This window comes from Sphingopyxis sp. GW247-27LB, from assembly GCF_002277025.1.
GTDB lineage: Bacteria > Pseudomonadota > Alphaproteobacteria > Sphingomonadales > Sphingomonadaceae > Sphingopyxis.
Genome location: NZ_NIWD01000019.1, coordinates 21,277 through 39,831, shown reverse-complemented (window position 1 = coordinate 39,831; position 18,555 = coordinate 21,277). Strand labels below are relative to the sequence as shown.

Here is an 18,555-nt window from a genome sequence, read left to right as displayed (position 1 = left end):
TGACGCCATGCTGCTCGGCAATCGAGTGGCTGAAAGCCTATGTAGAATTCGGCAGCCTTACCATGTCTATCTGTCGATAGACGGCGGCAACGAGCAGGCGCACGACAGCAATCGTGGAAAGGACAGTTTCCGGCGAGCCGTAAGGGGGGGGCACTGCCTTCTCCGTCATCGTGGCGAAAGCGCGTGGCCGCACGTCAGCCTTTATCAGCTCGATCTCGGGGTCGACGAAGCTACATACGATGCGGAATTTCTGAACCTAGCGGCGCAATGCGACGTTTGGCAGCGAGTCACCCCGATCGTGGCAAATGGGTCCGATCCCACCTACAACGACAGCCTCGATCCGACGCTCCATTGGCAGGCGGACGCGCGCGGCCCGCAGCCCAATGGAGCCTGTTTTTGGGCCGGCTACAGCTTATCCGTGTCGCCGACGGGGGACGTGTCGCCATGCATCCTCACGCAAATTGCCAATCCGGAGGCGCTCCTTGGCAATCTCCGCAATGATTCCATGGATGCTATCATCGGCAGAGCGTCCGCGTTTAGAGAGCGGCTCGAAATCGACGGGCGCCAATCATTTTCGCTGTGCGCATCCTGTTTCAAAGTGTCGGGAAAGCCGCGCCCCCCGCGCGCCCCGATCGACTTGCGCGATCAACTGACCCCCGACAAAATCGCAAATTAGATTTCGAGCAGCGCTTCGGTTGCCGGACAGCGAAAGCGTGTAAGCTTCAGCGATAGGATATGGAGATGAAGGCGGGATTTGCCCAATCAGTAATCACGCCGCCGCTGCCGATCCAATTGGCAGGACATCGCGGGCCGCGCATGGCCACTTCGATTGGCGACGATTTGTTAGCAAAAGCGTTGGTTTGTTCCGACCGTGATACCCTCTACGCGATCGTCTCGCTCGATCTCATCTGGTTACCGCGCCGCTTCATTCGCAAGGTTCGGGACCTAATTTCGCGTTCCTCGGCCATTCGTCCCGAGAACGTGATGATTGCATGCACGCATACACATTCCGGGCCCGACACACTTAACTGGTATGCCTTCGCGCCGCCGATAGCCGGCTGGTGGATGGAATGGCTAGCGCAGATGGTCGCGAGCACCGTGTACCTTGCCCTAAACAACGTTGACGATTGCACTGCGGTCAGAGGCCAGGCCAGATTCGATCTCGCTGTCAATCGACGGCGCCCGGTGGACGGACAAATTTATCGCCTGCCATATGAAATGGGTCATACCGACCAGCGCCTGTCGATACTCCAATTTTCTGCGGGAGATCGCAGCCTCGGAGGAATCGTTCATGCAGCAATGCACCCCGTTGTTCTCGGCGCGGACAGCCACGCGATTAGCGGCGACTGGTGCGGTATCGCGATGGCAGAGCTTGGCACGCGAGCGGGTGGGATCTGGCTGTTTTTGAACGGCGCCGCAGGGGACAACAACCCGAAGATATGGAGCGGTCATAACAACTATGACGCAATGTGCAGCGTTGCGCGCGCCGCGGCGGACTGCGCTGAGCAAGCCTTGAATTCGGCGCGTCCGTTCGCAGTCGAGACTATGGGATCGCGAATTCTCGATGGAGTCTATGAAGAGCGATCGCACCCCTACCTGACCGTGGAGCAGCGGCTGCGAACCAGCGAGGAAGGGGGCTTGTATGTCGAAAGTCAGGTGCTCCGGCTGGGCAATATGCCTTTCGTGGCGATGGGCGGAGAGTGTCTTTTCGACACCGCCCGAATAATCGAAAGCGCGGTTGGAGACTGTCTGGTCGTGAGCTATGCCAACGACTATGTCGGGTATCTGCCCACACGTGAGCATTATGGCGAGGGAGGTTATGAACCGGCGGCATCAATGCTCAGTGAGTCCGGCGCGGAAGCTTATGTATCCGCGGCCATCGCGAATGCGGAACATATTATGGGGCGAAACAAGATACCGACATGATCCTGTTCATCGGCTTCATCGCAGCTGGCCCACGCGAAGCAATCCAGGCGTCGCCGAAATGGATTGACGGCCTCTCGGCCTACGAAGGAGACCCTGTCATTCGGGCCTCCGATGCATCGACGGTCGCGAAATACGGGACCAGGGTTACTGAAATGCTCGCGGGCGGCCATCAAAAAGCGCGCAGCCCACTCCAAATCTACCACTTCCAATATGCATTCTACACTATGCTCGCTCGCGCGTTGCTGCTGAAGCGCCCCGATATCACTGGCATCTTAGGATATTCGGGCGGTATACAGCCCGGGTTGCTCGCAGCCGAGATTTTCACGGCATCGAGTTTCCCTGCCGAGGTTGCCGACCTGAATCTCGAAGTCGCAAATCATGCTCTGCGGAATCGCGAGCAGGGGGTTAGCGCATGCTGCATCGACTTCTCGGAATCGGACTGGAAAGTCGAAGAGGTTTTCGAGTTGATTCGCAAGAAGTTTGACGGGGGCATATATTTGCAGGACCGGCGAAACGTAGGCGTCATGGATTTTGTGGGCCCCCGGGCGCTGATGGTTGATTTTCTGGCTACACTCGACAAGCGGGGAGGAATGGCGGTTCGAGCAAGCCGGTTACGGCTGGACGGTGGGTATCACACGCCTTTGATGGGCTCCTATCTCGAAAAACCGTATGATCTGGATTGCTGGGCAGATGCGCCGGCGCGTTTGAGCGCTTCACCGCTGAGAATCGGCTCGACCGTCGGGCATTGGTGGCCGAGGACAAGTGGTGCGCGCGATGTGCGAGACCTGACGCTGCGCTCGCAGACCGATCCGATCGAAAGCGGCCGCTTGTCTACGCTGGTGAAAGATCAGGAACTGATCTTTCTGGGATCGCGCATCGTTCTTCTCGAAGTGTTCGCCGGCACAGGCTATGTCCCTTCTGAGAATTCGGTGCTGCGACCAGACATGCTATGACTTTGGACAAGTTGCGGGGCTGAGAGAAAAGAGAGAATCCCCGCAGCCCGAACGATGGAGGGCTGATTTGGTATTGCGCCGCCAGCTTCAATGGAACGCCAATTGGCCATGATTTGGCGAACATAGTTTTGTGTTTCTGCTATTCTTGGGATGCGTCGTACTGATCGTACCCGGCCAGGCCCCGCATTGTATGCTGCAAGCGCGAAGTCGACCCTGCCAAACTCATCGAGCTGCTGCGCGAGATACATTGCTGTTCCGGTAAGGTTCTGCATCAGATCGTAGCGGTCAACGCCAAGCTGCCGCGCTGTCGCCGGCATGAGCTGACCGAGTCCAAAGGCACCCTTCGGACTTAGAGCTGACGGATTGTAACGGCTCTCCTGCATGATGAGGGCGTCTATCAGTCCGACCGGGAGGCGTGCTTCGCACGCTGCTCGCCGCACTAAAGGGTAGAGCAGCTCCCTACGTCGATCGGCGCGTTGACCCAGAATTGGAGATGGGCGGTACGGCTTGACCGCGCAATCTCCGGCCGCGAAGCGATCTGAAATTCCTAGGGGCGGCGACTGGGTATGCGTGGGTGCTCTTGGTGCTCCTCGCGAAGGCCGGAGATATTTGATCCGACCAAGGCGCAGGCGGGCGGGGTCACGATTCATCTCCTCTGGGGCGATCGCTGCGAATTGGTTCCGCATATCGTTTTCGACGGCGGGAATATTCTCTTTCTGTGGCAGAGGTCGAGCAAAGTCGATCAGCTGGGCCTGTCGGACTACCATTTCCTCCGCGTCTGCCACTCCTGTTTGGAGGGCGAAGATCAATGCAGTCGAAGTAAGCAGAAATCGTTTCATCGACCGAGGGCCAGGAAGCGCTGTTTAATCTGTCTGTTTGCCTCAAGGCCTTTGCAAACCGCTTGCTCGGCCTGATTTAGAATTGCTTCCGTCTGCCAGCTATTCAATTCTTCCTCGGGTTCATTGTCCGGGTGAGAAATCGCTTCGGCTAGTCTGGCTACCAAGCGCGAAGCCAATATGGTGCCTGGCGCGTAATATGATCCCGGGCAACCAAGCACCTGGAGAGCGATCTGGGCTCTAAGTCGATCAATCCGCAAAGCGTCACTGATCGCTAGCAGGCGATCATAACTCGGCGTTCCGCCGTGCGCCAAAAAATGATCGATTGTTCCAGGGCTCAACCTTGCGGTGCTGGCGACCTGCCGGATCGACAGACCGGTCCTCGATTGTTGCTCCTGACAAAGAGAACGGTAGAGATTTGACAATGACATTCGGTGCCCCAGAGAAATGAATAAATTCCATCATATGAACTAATTCGTTCCTATATAGGGCAGCGACAGAGCGCTGAAATGTCAAGTTGAGAAAGCCCCAAATCTGGTTTGAATATTATGCCCCTGTGATGATGTAGAATGCGAGTCGATGTAGCTGAATATTGGTAACGCGGGTGCCAGACGATTCAGAGAGGCGCCACCGGACCCTCCTGAGCCGGTCGTTGACCCATTTATCTACCCCGATGTTGATTGGGATATCACCACAAACCGAGTCCGTGCTCGCAAAATATAGCAGGTCCTTCGGGGTTAGTTTTCCCAATTCACCAAGCTTTTTCTCGGCCACGTGCGCTAGCAGGCTTGGCAGGGAGTAGGCCCGTCGTTCGCATATGGATAATTCGCATATCGCCCGACACTGTATCTCCCAGAACGCCTCGCTAGCCCTGTAGCGCAGGGTCACTGTTTGAGTCTTTGGCATTCCATAAGCTTTCGATGGCCTCGTAACTATGCACTTCGATCTTCACACACAGTCTTCGAGTCCAAAGTGCCTGAAATTTTCGTTGCCGCGAGCAGAAACTTCATCCGAGTAACGAATTTCATGGTCAAACTGACGAATATTTCGTTCGCATTTATACAGATTTTTGAAGCAAAAATACCCATATCCACGCAAATCAGGTAATAATCGGTCAGCGCTGGCTTGACCAGCATTTGCCACGGTTTCCCTTTCTGAGCGGCTCCCGTTCCGGGCGTCGTTCACAAGATGGGAAAAAATCATGCAAACCATGTCACTGATGAAAGACCGGGAGGGGGCGTTCGGTCGCGATCATCTTCCGCTTCTGGCCGCGGTAACGCTCCTTGCGTTCGTGTTGCTCGCAGGGCCGGCGTTCGCCGGCACCGATACGACCTTCGACACCGCGTTTAACAAATTCACCGCGTTTCTCGAAGGCTCGGGCGGCAAGATCATCACGATCATCTCGCTGGCGCTCGGCCTCGCCGGCATGGCCTCGGGCCGCTTCAGCCTCGGTCAGATCGCTCTTCCCGTCGGCGTCGGCATCGGTGTCGGCACGGGCGTTCCGATCGTCACCTCGGCTGTGACTGCGATCATCTGATGTGGGCGTCCCGGGAGTGCGCCAAGCGCGCTTAACCGGGCAATTGGGGCGGGGCGGTTATGGATCGCTATGTGATTCCCGGGAAGCTGGATGAACCCGAACGGATCGGGCTCTGGACCATGGACGAGTTCGTCGCGATGGCCGGACCCTTTTTTATCGGGATCCTCGCACAGCATATCATCTGGGGCATATGTTTCGGAATCCTGGGTTGGTGGGTCTTGCGAAAGGCAAAAGCAGGCCGTGCTGGTTCGTGGCTCCTCCATATGGCCTATTGGTATCTTCCCAGCGGTGTCATGGGCATCCGGGCCGTCCCGCCTTCATATCTTCGATTGATGGCGGGGTAAGCGATGGAAGCGGGATTCAGCCAGGCGCAGGCGCAGCGCGTTCTCAAACAGCGCAATATGCTCGTGATGGCGAGCGCGGGCCTTGCGATCGTTACCATCTTCTCGCTGATCGCGGCCTCCGAGCGTGATCGGGCGATTGTTCTGCAGCCGGTCCTGACGCGGCAGCTCGAGCTGAGCAGCGCGGGCGTCAGCCGAGAGTATCTGGAACTGGTGACGCGCGACGCGGCCGTGATGATGCTCAATCGCAGTCCGCAGAACCTCGATTACTGGATGGATTCGGTCCTCAAGATCGTTCACCCCTCCGCCTACGGTCGGATCAAGGGCGATTTGCTCAAGATCGTCAACGACCAGCGCGGCTCCAGTGTGTCGCAATATTTCACGATGGAATCGATGCGGGTGGATCCGCAGAGCCTGATGTCGGAGACGACGGGCACGCTCCACACGATGGTCGGCCGTCAAGAGGTTGGCGCGGTCAAGCGCACCTTCCGTTTCGACTGGAATTACACGGGCGTCGAGCTCCGATTGATCGGCTTCGGCATCGTGGTCCCGAACAAGCCGGGTGAAGACGCGCCCATTGGCGCCACTGAACCCGCTCCCCAATGATGGAGATGCTCATGCCTATGGCACTCGGCACCGGCGGCGTGCTGTTTACGTCGCGCCCAATGGATCGGCTCCAGCGCGTTCTCGGCGTGACGATGATCGGCGCGGCTATCCTAACCGCGCAAAGCGCCCGCGCGGACGAGACTGTGATGGTCGAGGACAATTCCCGTGTCGCGTGCGTCGCGTCGGAAAAGGATCTGACGCGCATCAGCCTTATCGGTGACGAGTTCGCGAGCGTGTCGAAGGTACAGCCGACGAACCCGCTGGATGATTTCTCGGTCGTCAACGAGCCGACGCGCGGCGACATCTATTTGTCGGTCCCGGAGGGCTTTCGCCTGAAAGTCCTGTCGTTCTTCGGGACGACGAAGAAGGGCTATGTCTACAAGTTCGGCTGCCGGATCGAGGCGATCGAGGCCCAGCAGATATTCGTGTCGAACCCGCTCGCCTTGGCAAAGGCGGAGGCGGTCACGGAATCAGAAGAGGACGCGCCCGACGCGGACGAGACGGCAGTGCGCCTCATCCAGGCGATGGCGTCGCAGGAAATCGTCCCGGGCTATCGGATGCGTCGCTCCGCTCTTGTCCCCGTCCAGGCCGGCGATCTCACCGTGCAGCTCGTCGCCGAATATGAGGGCCTCGATGTCGTCGGCCGCGTCGTCCGGATCGAGAACAGCTCGCCCGCTCCCGTCGAAATCACTGAGGGGCGGATAGCCCCCGTCGACGCGATCGCGGTGTCGATCGCCAACCCGAAGCTGGCGCCGCGACAGGCGACGTCGGCCTACGTCGTCACCCGGAAGCAAGGGAGCTAATCATGACAGGTCTGGGGTCATTCCTGAAACGCGGTTCGCCGCGCGGTGAGGCGGCCGTAGCGCCGGCAGTTCCCGAAGGCGCGAGCTTGTCGGTCAACGAAGGCGTCGAAAAGCGCCAGCGGATGCTTTTGTTCGGTGTCGGCGGTCTCCTCCTGACCGCAGCGGTCTACTGGTTGTTCTTCACCGGCAATACGGACGAGGGTCCGAATGCGCCGGGCAAGGATCTGGCATCGGAGAATATCAAGGTTTCGACCGACGATCTGGCGGCGCGCAACCTTTCCGAAAAGGAATGGCTGTCGATGTCGGAGAACCGGCTGAACAGCCAGGATAACCAGCTTCGCCGCATGCAAGGGCAGGGCGATCAGCTCGAGCAGATGCAGGCACAGATTGACGCGCTGCGCTCTGAAAATTCCAACATGGCATCGGAAGGTACGCGGGTCCTTTCGGCCTATGACGATGAAAATCGCCAGCTGAAGGAACAGCTCGCGGCGGCGCAAGCGTCGTCGCGGCCCTCCGCTGGCCCGACGGCGCTCTATGGTGCCGGTGGTCCTGCAGCCTATGATGCAGCCGGCGGCGGTGCGATCGCGGGGGCGCAAGCGCGGCGCGAGCTCAAGGTGATCAGTTTCGCGGCGACGCCGGCAGCGACCGGTGGCGGCAGCAAATCTGCGCCGACCAGCAATCTCTTCGCGTCCGACAGCCCCAATTATCTCCCGGCGAATAGCTATGCGAAAGCCCGGGTCATCGTCGGGGTCGATGCAGCGTCGAATGTTCAATCGCAGTCGGATCCGCTTCCGGTGGTCCTCCGTATCGTGGGGCCCGCGCGGTCGGTTGCGCAGAACGGCAAGGTGCTGACGACGCGCATCGATGGGTGTCTGGTCAACGGCGCAGCGCGCGGCGATCTCTCATCCGAGAAAGTCTATGTGAAGCTCGCCAAGATGACCTGCCCGCAACCGGGTGGCCGCTATGCCGAAAGCGAGGTCAAGGGCTTCATCGCGTTCGGCGGCAAGACCGGGGTCCGTGGCCGCGTGGTGAGCCGCGAAGGCAGTTTGACGATGCAAGCATTCTTCGCCGGTCTGGTCGGCGGGATCGGTCGCGGCTTCTCGGCCAACTCGAACAGCTTCCTCTCGGGGACCACGACCGTCGTCAACGGCGAGCGCCAGAAATTGTCGACCGGCGACATCGCCAAGGGCGGTATCGGTGAAGGCGTAAGCCAGGCCGGCGACATGCTCTCCCAATATCTGATCGAGCGCGCTGAACAATATCAGCCCGTCATCGAGATGCCCACCGGCGTTGAAGTCGAGATCGTGTTTCTCGACGGCGCCTTCATTCGCAATTGAGGAAAGGGCTGAACATGAAGCTCAAAGTTGGTTTGGTCGCCGCATTGCTCCTCGGAGGCGCAGCGACCGCAGTCTATGCCGCCGATCGGCTTGAGCCGACCCGCGTTTCGGCGCTCCTCAAGACTCGCCTCCCGAAAACGCAGGTCTCGCAGATCGACTGCGACAAGGTTGCGGGGCTCTGCGAGGTCGTTGCCGGCAAGACATTGTTCTACGTCGACGGGACCGCGCGGTATCTGATCGTCGGCCGCGTCTACGATATGGAGTCGCGTCAGGACCTGACGGCGGCAAAGCTGCTCGAGATGAATCCGGACATGCTGCTCGGTGGTGCGGCGAAAGCTGGTCTCGAGGAGGAAAGCGAAACGCCGGTCCCGCAGATGGCGGCGGCTGGTCCTGCAGGACGGGCGGCCCAGCCGCCGGCTGCCGCGCAGAAGGTAGACCTCTCGAAACTGCCTGCCTCGGGCGCGATCGTCTGGGGTAATCCATCGGGCACGCCCGTCACCATCTTCACCGATCTTCATTGCGGTTTCTGCCGTGCGCTCGCGAACGAGCTCGAGCAAATGAATGTCCGGGTGATCGAACGGCCGATTTCGACCCTCGGGACGCGCGATCTGTCCAATCGCGTCTATTGCGCCAAGGACAAGCCGCGTGCCCTGAGGGCAGCCTATGCAGGCGCGGAAGTGGCCCCGGCGAGCTGCGACACCAGCGGCCTCGATGCGAATGAGAATTTTGCCCGATCGAACGGGTTCAGCGGCACGCCCGTCCTCGTCCGGTCCGATGGAACGGTTCTCGAGGGCTATCGCCCGCGAGCGGTCCTCGAGACCTGGCTGAAGGGAGGCCGGTGATGGCTCCGGTCGATCGATTGGGCGGCGCGATCTTTGTCCTCTTCCTCGCGAGCCAGGTCGGGATGATCATCATCGTCAATTCCTACTTCGCGGAGTTCGGACCCGCTGGCCGCTTTGCTCTCATGTTCGCCTTTTTCAAGGCCTTGGCGATTTGCATGATCCTGTTCGCCAGCATGGCGGGTGGAGCGATGGCGCTGCGGGCCCTTCGGTCGAGGCGCGTTCAGATTTTCGAAATCGGCAACGGAAGGAGCTGACGACATGCGTAGCTTGGGTCTGCTTGCAGGTGCTTGCCTCATTTGCCTCGGCGGGTGTGCCTCGCTGGGGGGCAACGTCAAAGGCAATTTCATTTGCCGTGCGCCCGACGGGATTTGTTCGCCCACATCGAACATCGATGACCAGGCGATCGCCTCGATGACCGGCGGCGTGGCATCGGGTGCGGTTGCCGGTGCAGTAACCGCCGATCCCGCTGCGCCGCGTTCGGCGGGGTCGTTGAAGGTCGTGCTGCCGGCGCGAACCGACCGGTTCGGTCGCTGGCGCGATGAAACGGTCGTGTACGTCGAACCGCAGCTTGCCGGCGCAGCAAGCGACGATCGCCGATTGGCGGCCTCGGTTTCCTCGGCCCCGGCACGCTTGTCGCTGGTCGAGCTCGCGGCGGGCGCGCCGGCGCCCGCCGAGATAGCGAGCGCGTCGGTACCGACGTCGGGCAAGCCGGTTTCAGGCGAAAATTTCCGAGCCGAAGTTGAACGCCGGCTGGCTGCTGGTCGCAAGGGTCCCGAGCCGGTGGCGGTGCCGCCCTCCGAAAGCGAAGCCGCCGCTGCAGCCGCCGACCATGCGGTCGTGTCTGCGCCTGCACTGGCTGCTCAACCCGCTCCGGATGGCCAGTAATGGCGGGGTGGTTCGACAAGCTGCTCGGTGATCTGCTCGGCGGGCCGCGCAAGGTCGACAAGGCCGTCCCGTCGACGTCGATCCCGATGTTCGCCGATTGGCTGCCCTATCGGAGCTTCGACCAGAAGAACGGACTATATTACAACAGCGCATCGCGGGGCTGGATCCTCGAGGTGTCTCCGCTGGTCGGTGCCGACGACAGGACGAGCGAGATCATTTCGCAGTTTCTGTCCGAAGGCATCCCGGACAAGACGTCGATCCAGATCCTGCAATGGATGAGTCCGCGCATCGCGGAACGGATGGTCCAATGGTTCATCCCGCGCCAGATGGCGAAGGGCGTCTATGAGCGGATTGCTCAGCACCGCGCCGATTATCTCGAGGGCGGCGTGTGGTCGAGTCTGTCGGCGGACGCGCCCTTTCATCTCCGTTCGCACCGCGTTTTCGTTTCGCTTGGCGTTCCGGAGGGCGCGAAGGTCAGCGACGAGGAGCTGATCACCCTTCGGGAGTCGATGGCGTCGATGCTTCGCTCGATCGACGTCGAGGCGCAGATTCTCGATCCCGTTGGCCTTCTGAAGCTCGTCGACGATCTGACGTCGCCAACCACAGTGTCGGGGGAAGATGTCGTTGATTACAATCGCTTCGATCCGATCGCGGACCAAGCGGTGCGCCGCGATATGGAGATCGTCACCGATCCCAATCGCATCCTGATCCGAACGGAGCGTTTTCGCGCGCTCGGCGCGCTGCAGGACGGCGTGCCGGACATCGGCGAGATCGTGCCCGATCGCTTCGACATTCGCTGTTACGCGATCCGCAACCTCCCGCCGCGCTGGGCGCCTTGGGACACGGTAAAGCTCATCGGCGATCCCTATTTCGACAAGCTTCGGATGCCCTGTCCGGTGGCGACGATGCTCACCATCACCTATCCCGACGAACAGGCGGCGACGTCGCGCGCGGCGTTCAAGTTCATGCGGACCACCAGCCTCGCGAATTCGCAGAGCGCGAAGTTTACTCCGCAAATCCGCGACCAGTCTCGCGAGTGGGAATATGTCCAGGACCAGCTCCGGCAGGGACAGAAGCTCGTGCGCGTCTTCTACAGCGTGATGAGCGTCTCGCCTTACGGTGAGGGCGATCGGCACGAACGCAATCTCAAGGCGGTCTACAAGGCGGCGGGTTGGGAGCTTCAGGACGAACGCTATTTGCAGATGGCGGGGCTGATCTCGGTCATGCCGCTCACGATGGCCAACGGCCTCGCGAAGGACTTTGAGCGGCTGAAACGCTTCCGCACGATGCTGACCACGACGGTTGCCAATATTGCGCCGCTGCAGGGCGAATATAATGGCGGGCCGATCCCCCATTTGTTGCTCCTAGGTCGCCGCGGTCAGCCCTTCTTCTGGTCGCCATTCGAGAACAGCGCCGGCAACCATAATGTCGCGGTCTTCGGCAAGTCCGGCTCGGGCAAGTCCGTGGCCCTGCAGGAAATCACCTCGGCGCTGGTCGGCGCCGGCGCGAAGGTCATCGTGATCGATGACGGCCGCAGCTTCGAGCATAGCTGCAAGCTGCAGGGTGGCGCATTCGTCGAGTTCACGATGAGCTCTGGTTTCTGCCTCAATCCCTTCTCGATGATCGACGCGGCGGAGGCGGAGCGCGACGAAGATTATCGGCTCGATTGCATCGCCATGCTGAAGGCGATCATCGGTCAGATGGGTCGCCATATCGACCGCCTCAACGATACCGAGCGCGGCCTGATCGACGCCGCGGTCAACGCCGAATGGGAAAAGAATGGCGCCGAAGGTTCGATCGACGGGGTGATCGAAGCCTTGATCGCAAGGCAGCATATCCAGGGCGAAGAGCTCGCGATCGCGATGCGACCATTTTCCAGCGCCGGAACCTATGGCCGCTTCTTCACAGGGCAATCGACCTTGAAGATCGGCGCCGATCTGACCGTGTTCGAGCTCTCGGACCTGTCGGCGCGCGAAGAGCTGCGTTCGGTGGTCCTGACGGCCATCATGTTCCTGTCGAGCCAGGCGATGCGGAAGGATCGCAGCACCCGCAAGGCACTGCTGCTCGACGAGGCTTGGCAGCTCCTAAAGGGCGGGTCGATGGCCGATTTCGTCGAGACCTACGCCCGAACCTGCCGCAAATATGGCGCGTCGCTCATCACCGCCACCCAATCGCTCAACGACTATTACAAGTCGGAAGGATCGATCGCGGCGCTCGAGAACAGCGACTGGTTCCTGATCCTTCAGCAGAAGCCCGAGACCATCGCGGACTTCAAGAAGCTCGACCGCTTCGACATGAATGATGCGGTCGAAGCGATGATGCGGTCGCTGAAACGAAATGGCACCGAATATTCGGACGTGCTCATCAAGGGGCCCGAGATGCTCGCGATGGGCCGTCTGGTGCTCGATCCCTATTCGGCGACGCTCTATTCCTCGAGCCCTCAGGTCTTCGCCGCGATCGACGCGAAGACCGCCGCCGGCATGAGCATGGCGGAGGCGATCGAGGAAGTCGCCTTCCCCGGATCGGTGCAGGAACAGCGGGGCGTCCGCGCCGATTATGCGGAAGCTGCAGAATGACGGCGCTGGCAACCTCGCGGATGCGGAAGCCCGCTATCGCGCCTCGGCGGTTGTTCCAGGACATCGCCTATTCGCTCGTTTCGGTCAGTTGCTGGCTGGCGATCAATTGCCTTGCTGCTGCAGGGGTGATGCTCGGTTTCTTCGCCTTGATGGCCAATCTCAGCGTCGACCAGTTTTTCGCCGAAACGGCCAATCTCTCCAATCACTATCTCGCGGCCGACAGCGAGCGCCGCTCCGAATTCTCCGAGATCCTTTTGTATCTCTTCGGCGGTCTGGTGCTGTTCTTCTGCATCACGCGGCGCGCTGCGCTGCTCTCGGGCACCGCAACATCCAAGGGGGACATGTCCAATGACTGAGCAACTGGCTTTGACCATCGGCGGGGAACCGCTCGTTCCTCCGACTGAGGCCGCGGCGGCGCCCCCTTCCCGTCGCCGCGGTTTCGCCGGCTTCTCATGGGGGCAAATTGCGGGCGGCACCGCCCTTGTCGCGGCACTGCTCTGGGGTGGATGGGCCACGCGCGAGCTCATGATCCTGAAGGAACGACGGATCGTGTCGATCAGCCTCGCCGGGATGGCGAATGATTTCATCATGGCGGAGGCCCGATCGGGCGCGAGCCCCGAGCAGGTTGATTCCGATACGCGCCATTTCATGGCCGCCATGCAGCGCACCCTTCAGGAGCGCGCGGCCGCCGGCGAGACGATCGTCGTGAGCGAGGCAGTTGTAGCGGCCTCGATGCCCGACATCACACCGGAGATCCGCGCGGCGGTCGGCGAGTTCATCAAGCGCAACCCGCCGCCGCGCGTAGCGACCGCTGCGCCGGCGCCTGCACCGGCGATGCCCGGAATGATGCCGACAGCGCCGGTGCAGGCGCCGCCAGCGGCGAATCCGGTGTTCGGTGGCGGCGGTCTGCTGCCCGGCGGCGGGCAGTGAGATCATGGGACGCATTCGCTCGCCCATGCTGCGAAATTCGCTGTTTGCTGTCGGCCTGGTAGCAGGAACGAGCGCGTGGTTGTCGCTCGACGCCTACGCGCAGAGCCATGGGTTCTTCATTAATCGTTCGCCCTCCTTGCCGAACTGGGCCTATTATTTCGAGCGCGGGAAGGCTGTGAAGCGCGGCGAAGTGGCGTTTTTTGCGCCGCCGTCCAATGCCCTCGTCCATGCCCATTTTGGAGCCGAGCCGCCCGTGTTCGGCAAGATCGTTTATGGTCTGCCCGGTGATATTGTGACGCATCGCGGAGCGGATGTGGTTGTGAGCTGGGCCGCCGGCGCCGGCAACGAAGCTCCGTCGGAACAGCTGGTCGCAAAGCTCAAGCCCGTGTCGTCTGCCGGCGAAGAACTGGAGCCCGGGCCGACAGGCGTGATCCCGAACGACTGCTATTATATGGGTAGTCCCCATCCTGACGGATTTGACAGCCGTTATGCTGCAATCGGGTTTGTCTGCGCCAGGCAGATTGTCGGCGTATCGAAGTGGTCGTTGCTGTGAACCGCGTGGCTCTTTCGTTCGTCGTGGCAATGGCGATCATCGGCATGGCGCCGATCGCCAGCGCCAAGGATTATGGTCAGCAGGGCGCCGTATTCCGGATCTCCGAGCCGGATCTTCTGCGGACTATCGAGCAGAAGCTTCGAACGCTGGAAGCAAGCGGCGGCATCGAGCGGATGAATGCCGAGTTGACCCGCAAAACCGAAGCCGGTGTTCGTCGGCCACGCCCCGTCGCCGGTATAAGCCTCGCGGTGCGCGATCGGAGCTGGATCTTCGATCCGGCGATGCGCGTTGAACAGGACATTCTCGATCACAAGGGCAATGTGATCGCCCGCGCGGGCCAGCGGGTGAATCCGCTCGATTTCGTGACCGTGCGCCAGAAGCTCGTCTTCATCGACGGCGACGACAAGGATCAAATGAGCTGGGCCTTGCGCCGGTTCGATGATCAGTCCGCGAAGCTCATCATGGTGAAGGGCGCTCCGCTCGACGCGATGACCTTGCATCAGCGCCGCTTCTATTTCGACCAGGGCGGATTTCTTGTCGGGCGGTTCGGGATCCGCGCGGTGCCGGCGGTCGTGGAACCGAATGGCAGGACGATGAAGGTTTCCGAAATTCCGCTCGGGGTCGGGCGGAAATGATCGGCCTTATTCGCACCTCGCTCCGGTCGGGCCTGCGGCGACTTCGGTCGGCCGCGTTCATGACGCTCGCGGCCGCTGGTGTGGCAATGGCGGCGCCGGCTATTGCCAGCGCTGCCGGCATCGATGGCACGCCAGGGAAGTGCACGGGCAAGTTCGTGAACCCCGTGACCGACGTGTGCTGGTCTTGCCTCTTTCCCCTTTCGGTTGGCGGGCTGAAGATTTTTCCGTCCGATCGGCCCGACACCGACAATCCCGATCTGCCGATCTGCGCTTGCGGCTCGCCGCTTCCGCGCATCGGCGTTGCGATGGGTTTTTGGGAGCCGGTGAGGCTCGCGGACGTCACAATGAAGCCGTGGTGCTTCGCCAGCCTCGGCGGCAAGAAGATCTCGCCGGGATTCAACATTGGGCACGGCCGCGCGGCCGATAGTGTCGACGGTCACGATCGCGGCGCGAAATGGCATGTCCATTGGTACGTCTATCCGCTCCTCTACTGGATGGAGATTTTGACGGACATGGCCTGCCTCGAGCAGTCGTCGTTCGACATCGCCTATGTCACTGAAATCGACCCGCTCTGGCAGGATGATACGCTGACAGCGCTGATCAATCCGGAAGTGGCGCTCTTCGCCAATCCGCTCGCGCAGACGGCGTGCGCGGCGGACTGCGGTGCCGCCACCGGCAAGCTGCCGCTCGATCCGCTCTTCTGGTGCGCGGGCTGCCTAGGGCCAATGTACCCGATGAACGGAAACATCTCGGGGCACATCGGCCACGTCCAGTCGAGCCGGCTGGCCCTCTCGCGCTTCGCCTTCAAGCTTCACCGGCAAGGCATTGCCTGGGGCACGATGGGCAAGAAAGGCCTCTGCGGCAAATACATCATGCCGATCATGAAGAAGCAGCAATATCGCTTCCAGGCCACGGTGCCGTCGCCGATGGTCAAGGGCCGCTGGGCGTGCCCGCCGATCGGCGCCTCCGACATGAAGCCGGGTTCCGGCAACACCTATCCCGCCGTTGGCGAAGACATGGGCTATCTCGTGTGGAGGAAGCGAAATTGCTGCGTCCTTTGAAAAACCTTTCCAGAAAAGGGAAATTTGTTTCCGCGGCCGTGCTGCTGGCGGCTTGCGGCGGCAGCATCGCGCTGGCGCAGAATGTCGATGGCCTCGATATTCAGCATATCCTGAGCCGCGGTGAAGCGGCCGATCCCGACGCGGAGGCGCTCATCCGCGAAGTGGCGCGCCGGGGTGATGAAATGCGCGCCGATGCGCGCGAGGCGGCCGACGGCGGGAACCGCAACCTCAGCGAGAATAAGGCTGTGCTCGGGGGAGCGCCAACCGGGGCGATAGATTTCGACGAGATGCTGGCCGCCTCCAAAGAGCTTGAGGCCAGCGACAAGGGCGCGCCTCAGCTCATCGTTTTCGCATCGCTGTCGATGCCGGAGCAAAGCCTGAAGCAGCTCATTCGCGATACGGCGAAAGCAGGCGGCACTGTCGTGTTTAATGGTTTCCCCGGGAATTCCATGAAGGCGTTTCAACAGGGGATCATGAAGGTTGTCGACAACCAGGATGCTTACGGCAGCATCGGCATCGATCCGCGATTGTTTCGCGCATTCGACGTGACGGCGGTGCCGGCGATCGTCGTCGTGACATCGGAATTCGAACTTTGTGACGGGTTCAACTGCCGGACGTCCGTGCCGCCCTATGATCGGATGAGCGGCAATGTGCCGCTCGAATATGCACTCGAGACATTCGTCGACGGTCGTGGCCCCGGTTCGGCGATCGCGGGCCAAGCGCTGGCGCGCCTGAAAAAAGGGCAGGGGTCATGATCGACGCCAGCTCTGGACCAGCAACTTCGATCGAACCTGAAGGCGTCGCTGGCGCCGGCGTTCGGCGCTTGGGCCGTTCACTCGTCGCGATCGTCGCGGCGGTCGCCATGGTGGTCGGTCCTATCCCGGTTGTTCAGGCGCAAACATCGCAGCCATCCGGAGAGATTTCGGCTGCCGGCAAGGATGGCGAAGCGTTCGCCAAATCAGGGAAAGAGGGAGCCGCCTCGATTCCCGATCAGGAAGTCACCGGCGACGTCATTCCGGGCTATTCGACGGCGCCGAGCGATCTTTCGAGCCTTTTCGGCACCGACGATGGGGCGCTCAATTCCGCGGGCGGCAATGCGGTCGGTAACGAAGCCTGGGAATTCATGATGGGCGCGGACGCCAATCGCGCGACCGTTGATCCTTCGTCGTTCGAAGACATCATGAAGAAGGGCGAGGAGATCAATCAGAACGCCGGGAGCTCCGAGCTCGGCGAGAACATCAGCAACACGCCTGGCACTTGCGAGGAAGTAAAGGTTGGTGAGAAGCAGGACTATTATGACGCGACGTGCGACGTTGGCGTCACCGTCACGACGCCCGATCGCGTCGAGGAGCTGAGCTGCCCCGATGGCTATACCCTTGTCGGTCGGACCTGCACGAAGACGCTGACCCAGCCTGCGGACGTTACCTATACGTGCCCCGACGGCGGTGTGCTGCAGGGAACGACATGCGTCGTGACTCAGCCCGCTTCGGTATCCAGCCACAGTTGCCCCGCCGGGTTCACCCTGCAGGGCACGAACTGCACGCGCACGACGACTGAGCCCGCGGTGATTACCGGCTATAGCTGCCCGGCTGACTATATGCTCGAAGGCGATCGCTGCGTGCGGACGCTCGAGCAGTCGGCGACGCCGAACTATAACTGCCCCACCGGTTACGTCCTTGAAGGGACAACCTGTCGCTCGAAATCGACCTATGCCGCCACGGCAAGCTATAGCTGTCCCGCCGGGTATAATCTTTCGGGCACCACCTGTTCGCGCACGCTCTCGCAGCCGGCTGACGTCGATTATACCTGCCCTGCCGGTTACGATCTGAATGGCACGACCTGCACCCAGACCGGGACCTATACGGCGATTCCGAATTATAGCTGTCCATCAGGCTATACCCTCGTCGGAACGACTTGCACGGCAACCGGAAGCTATGGCGCGACACCCAATTATAGCTGTCCGAACGGCGGTACGCTGCAGGGCACCGAATGCGTTACCTCCGGGAGCTATGCCGCAACAGCGAGCTATAGCTGCCCGAACGGGGGTACGCCGAACGGCACCAACTGCATGACGACGACTCAGACGCCGGGGACGCCGGTCTATCAGTGCAGTGGCTGGGCGTTGCCGATGGATCTCTATACCTTCGAAAATGCGCCCTACTGCGGCTTCGCCAAGACGGGCAAGACCTGCCCGACTACCTGGACCGGCTTCTATAAGGAAGGAAAAGCGCAGGGTTACAGCGGGACGAAGTGCTTCTTCCACCCGAAGGTCAATTATACCTGCCCTGGCGCTTATGTCGTCGAGGGATCGATGTGCACGATGGTGACCGCGACGCCGGGGACCGTAAGCTATAGCTGTCCGAACGGAGGGACGCTTAACGGCACGCAGTGCCAGACGAGCTCGAGCAGCCCAGCGACGGTCACTTACAGCTGTCCGAGTGGCGGCACGCTCGCCGGAAGCATCTGTAATACGAGCAGCTCGCTGCCGGCGACGGTCACGCATACTTGCCCGAGTGGCGGCACGCTCAACGGTACGACGTGCACGATCGTCACGTCGACGTCTGCTACCCCGGTCTATTATTGCCCGTCTGGCTATAATCTTTCGGGAACGACGTGCTCGCGGACCGATGAGACGAGCGCGCCGGTTACCTATAGCTGCCCCAATGGCGGCTCGCTGTCCGGTTCGGTTTGCACGATCGACCTCGCGCAGCCTGCGGAGGTGACATATAGCTGT

20 protein-coding genes are annotated in these 18,555 nt (G+C 61.1%); 18 read left to right on the top strand and 2 right to left on the bottom strand.

All coding sequences use genetic code 11. The features are described from left to right. The first annotated feature begins 7 nt into the window (after window positions 1-7). From CD928_RS22190 to CD928_RS22180, 3 genes are all read left to right on the top strand, one after another. Complete coding sequence (locus tag CD928_RS22190) at window positions 8-676, top strand: SPASM domain-containing protein (protein WP_040110185.1); 669 nt, start codon at window positions 8-10, stop codon at window positions 674-676. Between the two features lie 65 nt (window positions 677-741). Beyond that, the gene (locus CD928_RS22185) at window positions 742-1,926 is read left to right on the top strand and encodes a neutral/alkaline non-lysosomal ceramidase N-terminal domain-containing protein (protein ID WP_160292465.1); all 1,185 of its coding nucleotides are present in this window, start codon (window positions 742-744) and stop codon (window positions 1,924-1,926) included. Further along, window positions 1,923-2,879, top strand: coding sequence for a hypothetical protein (locus CD928_RS22180; protein WP_037554281.1), 957 nt, complete (start codon window positions 1,923-1,925; stop codon window positions 2,877-2,879). The genes CD928_RS22185 and CD928_RS22180 overlap by 4 nt, the downstream gene beginning before the upstream one ends. Here CD928_RS22180 and CD928_RS23960 read toward each other — a convergent pair. Together CD928_RS23960 and CD928_RS23190 are read right to left on the bottom strand one after the other, a co-directional pair. Then, window positions 2,834-3,529 (bottom strand): lytic transglycosylase domain-containing protein, encoded by a 696-nt coding sequence (locus tag CD928_RS23960; RefSeq protein WP_081933014.1) that lies wholly within the window; start codon window positions 3,527-3,529, stop codon window positions 2,834-2,836. The genes CD928_RS22180 and CD928_RS23960 overlap by 46 nt on opposite strands. 185 nt (window positions 3,530-3,714) lie before the next feature. Continuing rightward, on the bottom strand, window positions 3,715-4,146 hold the full coding sequence (locus CD928_RS23190) for a hypothetical protein (protein ID WP_141237229.1): 432 nt from the start codon (window positions 4,144-4,146) through the stop codon (window positions 3,715-3,717). A 779-nt stretch (window positions 4,147-4,925) separates the two neighbouring features. Between CD928_RS23190 and CD928_RS22165 the strand changes: the two genes are divergently transcribed. From CD928_RS22165 to trbC, 15 genes are all read left to right on the top strand, one after another. Beyond that, the gene (locus tag CD928_RS22165) at window positions 4,926-5,252 is read left to right on the top strand and encodes a TrbC/VirB2 family protein (RefSeq protein WP_167702750.1); all 327 of its coding nucleotides are present in this window, start codon (window positions 4,926-4,928) and stop codon (window positions 5,250-5,252) included. 59 nt (window positions 5,253-5,311) lie between these two features. Then, window positions 5,312-5,596, top strand: a complete 285-nt coding sequence (traL, locus tag CD928_RS22160; protein ID WP_037554274.1) for a type IV conjugative transfer system protein TraL — start codon at window positions 5,312-5,314, stop codon at window positions 5,594-5,596. A 3-nt stretch (window positions 5,597-5,599) separates the two neighbouring features. Then, window positions 5,600-6,199, top strand: coding sequence for a type IV conjugative transfer system protein TraE (locus tag CD928_RS22155; protein WP_052182096.1), 600 nt, complete (start codon window positions 5,600-5,602; stop codon window positions 6,197-6,199). Between the two features lie 11 nt (window positions 6,200-6,210). Next, entirely contained in the window at window positions 6,211-7,002 is a 792-nt protein-coding gene (locus CD928_RS22150; RefSeq protein ID WP_228383952.1) for a type-F conjugative transfer system secretin TraK, read from the top strand. Between the two features lie 2 nt (window positions 7,003-7,004). Next, window positions 7,005-8,339 carry a TraB/VirB10 family protein gene (locus CD928_RS22145; RefSeq protein ID WP_081933007.1) on the top strand — a complete coding sequence of 445 codons (1,335 nt, stop codon included), beginning with the start codon at window positions 7,005-7,007 and terminating at the stop codon, window positions 8,337-8,339. Between the two features lie 14 nt (window positions 8,340-8,353). Then, a complete protein-coding gene (locus CD928_RS22140) occupies window positions 8,354-9,181 on the top strand; it encodes a DsbC family protein (RefSeq protein WP_037554272.1) in 828 nt (275 codons plus the stop codon). Then, window positions 9,181-9,435, top strand: coding sequence for a hypothetical protein (locus tag CD928_RS22135; RefSeq protein WP_037554271.1), 255 nt, complete (start codon window positions 9,181-9,183; stop codon window positions 9,433-9,435). Before CD928_RS22140 ends, CD928_RS22135 begins: the two co-directional genes overlap by 1 nt. Before the next feature lie 4 nt (window positions 9,436-9,439). Then, a complete protein-coding gene (locus CD928_RS22130; RefSeq protein WP_052209038.1) occupies window positions 9,440-10,066 on the top strand; it encodes a hypothetical protein in 627 nt (208 codons plus the stop codon). After that, window positions 10,066-12,642 carry a type IV secretion system protein TraC gene (gene traC, locus CD928_RS22125; protein WP_037554269.1) on the top strand — a complete coding sequence of 859 codons (2,577 nt, stop codon included), beginning with the start codon at window positions 10,066-10,068 and terminating at the stop codon, window positions 12,640-12,642. Before CD928_RS22130 ends, traC begins: the two co-directional genes overlap by 1 nt. Next, window positions 12,639-12,998, top strand: a complete 360-nt coding sequence (locus CD928_RS22120; protein WP_040110187.1) for a hypothetical protein — start codon at window positions 12,639-12,641, stop codon at window positions 12,996-12,998. The genes traC and CD928_RS22120 overlap by 4 nt, the downstream gene beginning before the upstream one ends. After that, on the top strand, window positions 12,991-13,572 hold the full coding sequence (locus CD928_RS22115; protein WP_052182094.1) for a TrbI F-type domain-containing protein: 582 nt from the start codon (window positions 12,991-12,993) through the stop codon (window positions 13,570-13,572). Before CD928_RS22120 ends, CD928_RS22115 begins: the two co-directional genes overlap by 8 nt. Before the next feature lie 4 nt (window positions 13,573-13,576). Next, window positions 13,577-14,125, top strand: a complete 549-nt coding sequence (locus CD928_RS22110; RefSeq protein WP_037554305.1) for a S26 family signal peptidase — start codon at window positions 13,577-13,579, stop codon at window positions 14,123-14,125. After that, the gene (traW, locus tag CD928_RS22105; protein WP_255247298.1) at window positions 14,110-14,760 is read left to right on the top strand and encodes a type-F conjugative transfer system protein TraW; all 651 of its coding nucleotides are present in this window, start codon (window positions 14,110-14,112) and stop codon (window positions 14,758-14,760) included. Before CD928_RS22110 ends, traW begins: the two co-directional genes overlap by 16 nt. Before the next feature lie 86 nt (window positions 14,761-14,846). Then, window positions 14,847-15,821: a conjugal transfer pilus assembly protein TraU gene (traU, locus tag CD928_RS22100; protein ID WP_052182098.1), complete on the top strand. Its 975-nt coding sequence runs from the start codon at window positions 14,847-14,849 to the stop codon at window positions 15,819-15,821. Then, window positions 15,806-16,576: a type-F conjugative transfer system pilin assembly protein TrbC gene (trbC, locus tag CD928_RS22095; protein ID WP_255247297.1), complete on the top strand. Its 771-nt coding sequence runs from the start codon at window positions 15,806-15,808 to the stop codon at window positions 16,574-16,576. Before traU ends, trbC begins: the two co-directional genes overlap by 16 nt. The last annotated feature ends 1,979 nt before the right edge of the window (window positions 16,577-18,555 follow it).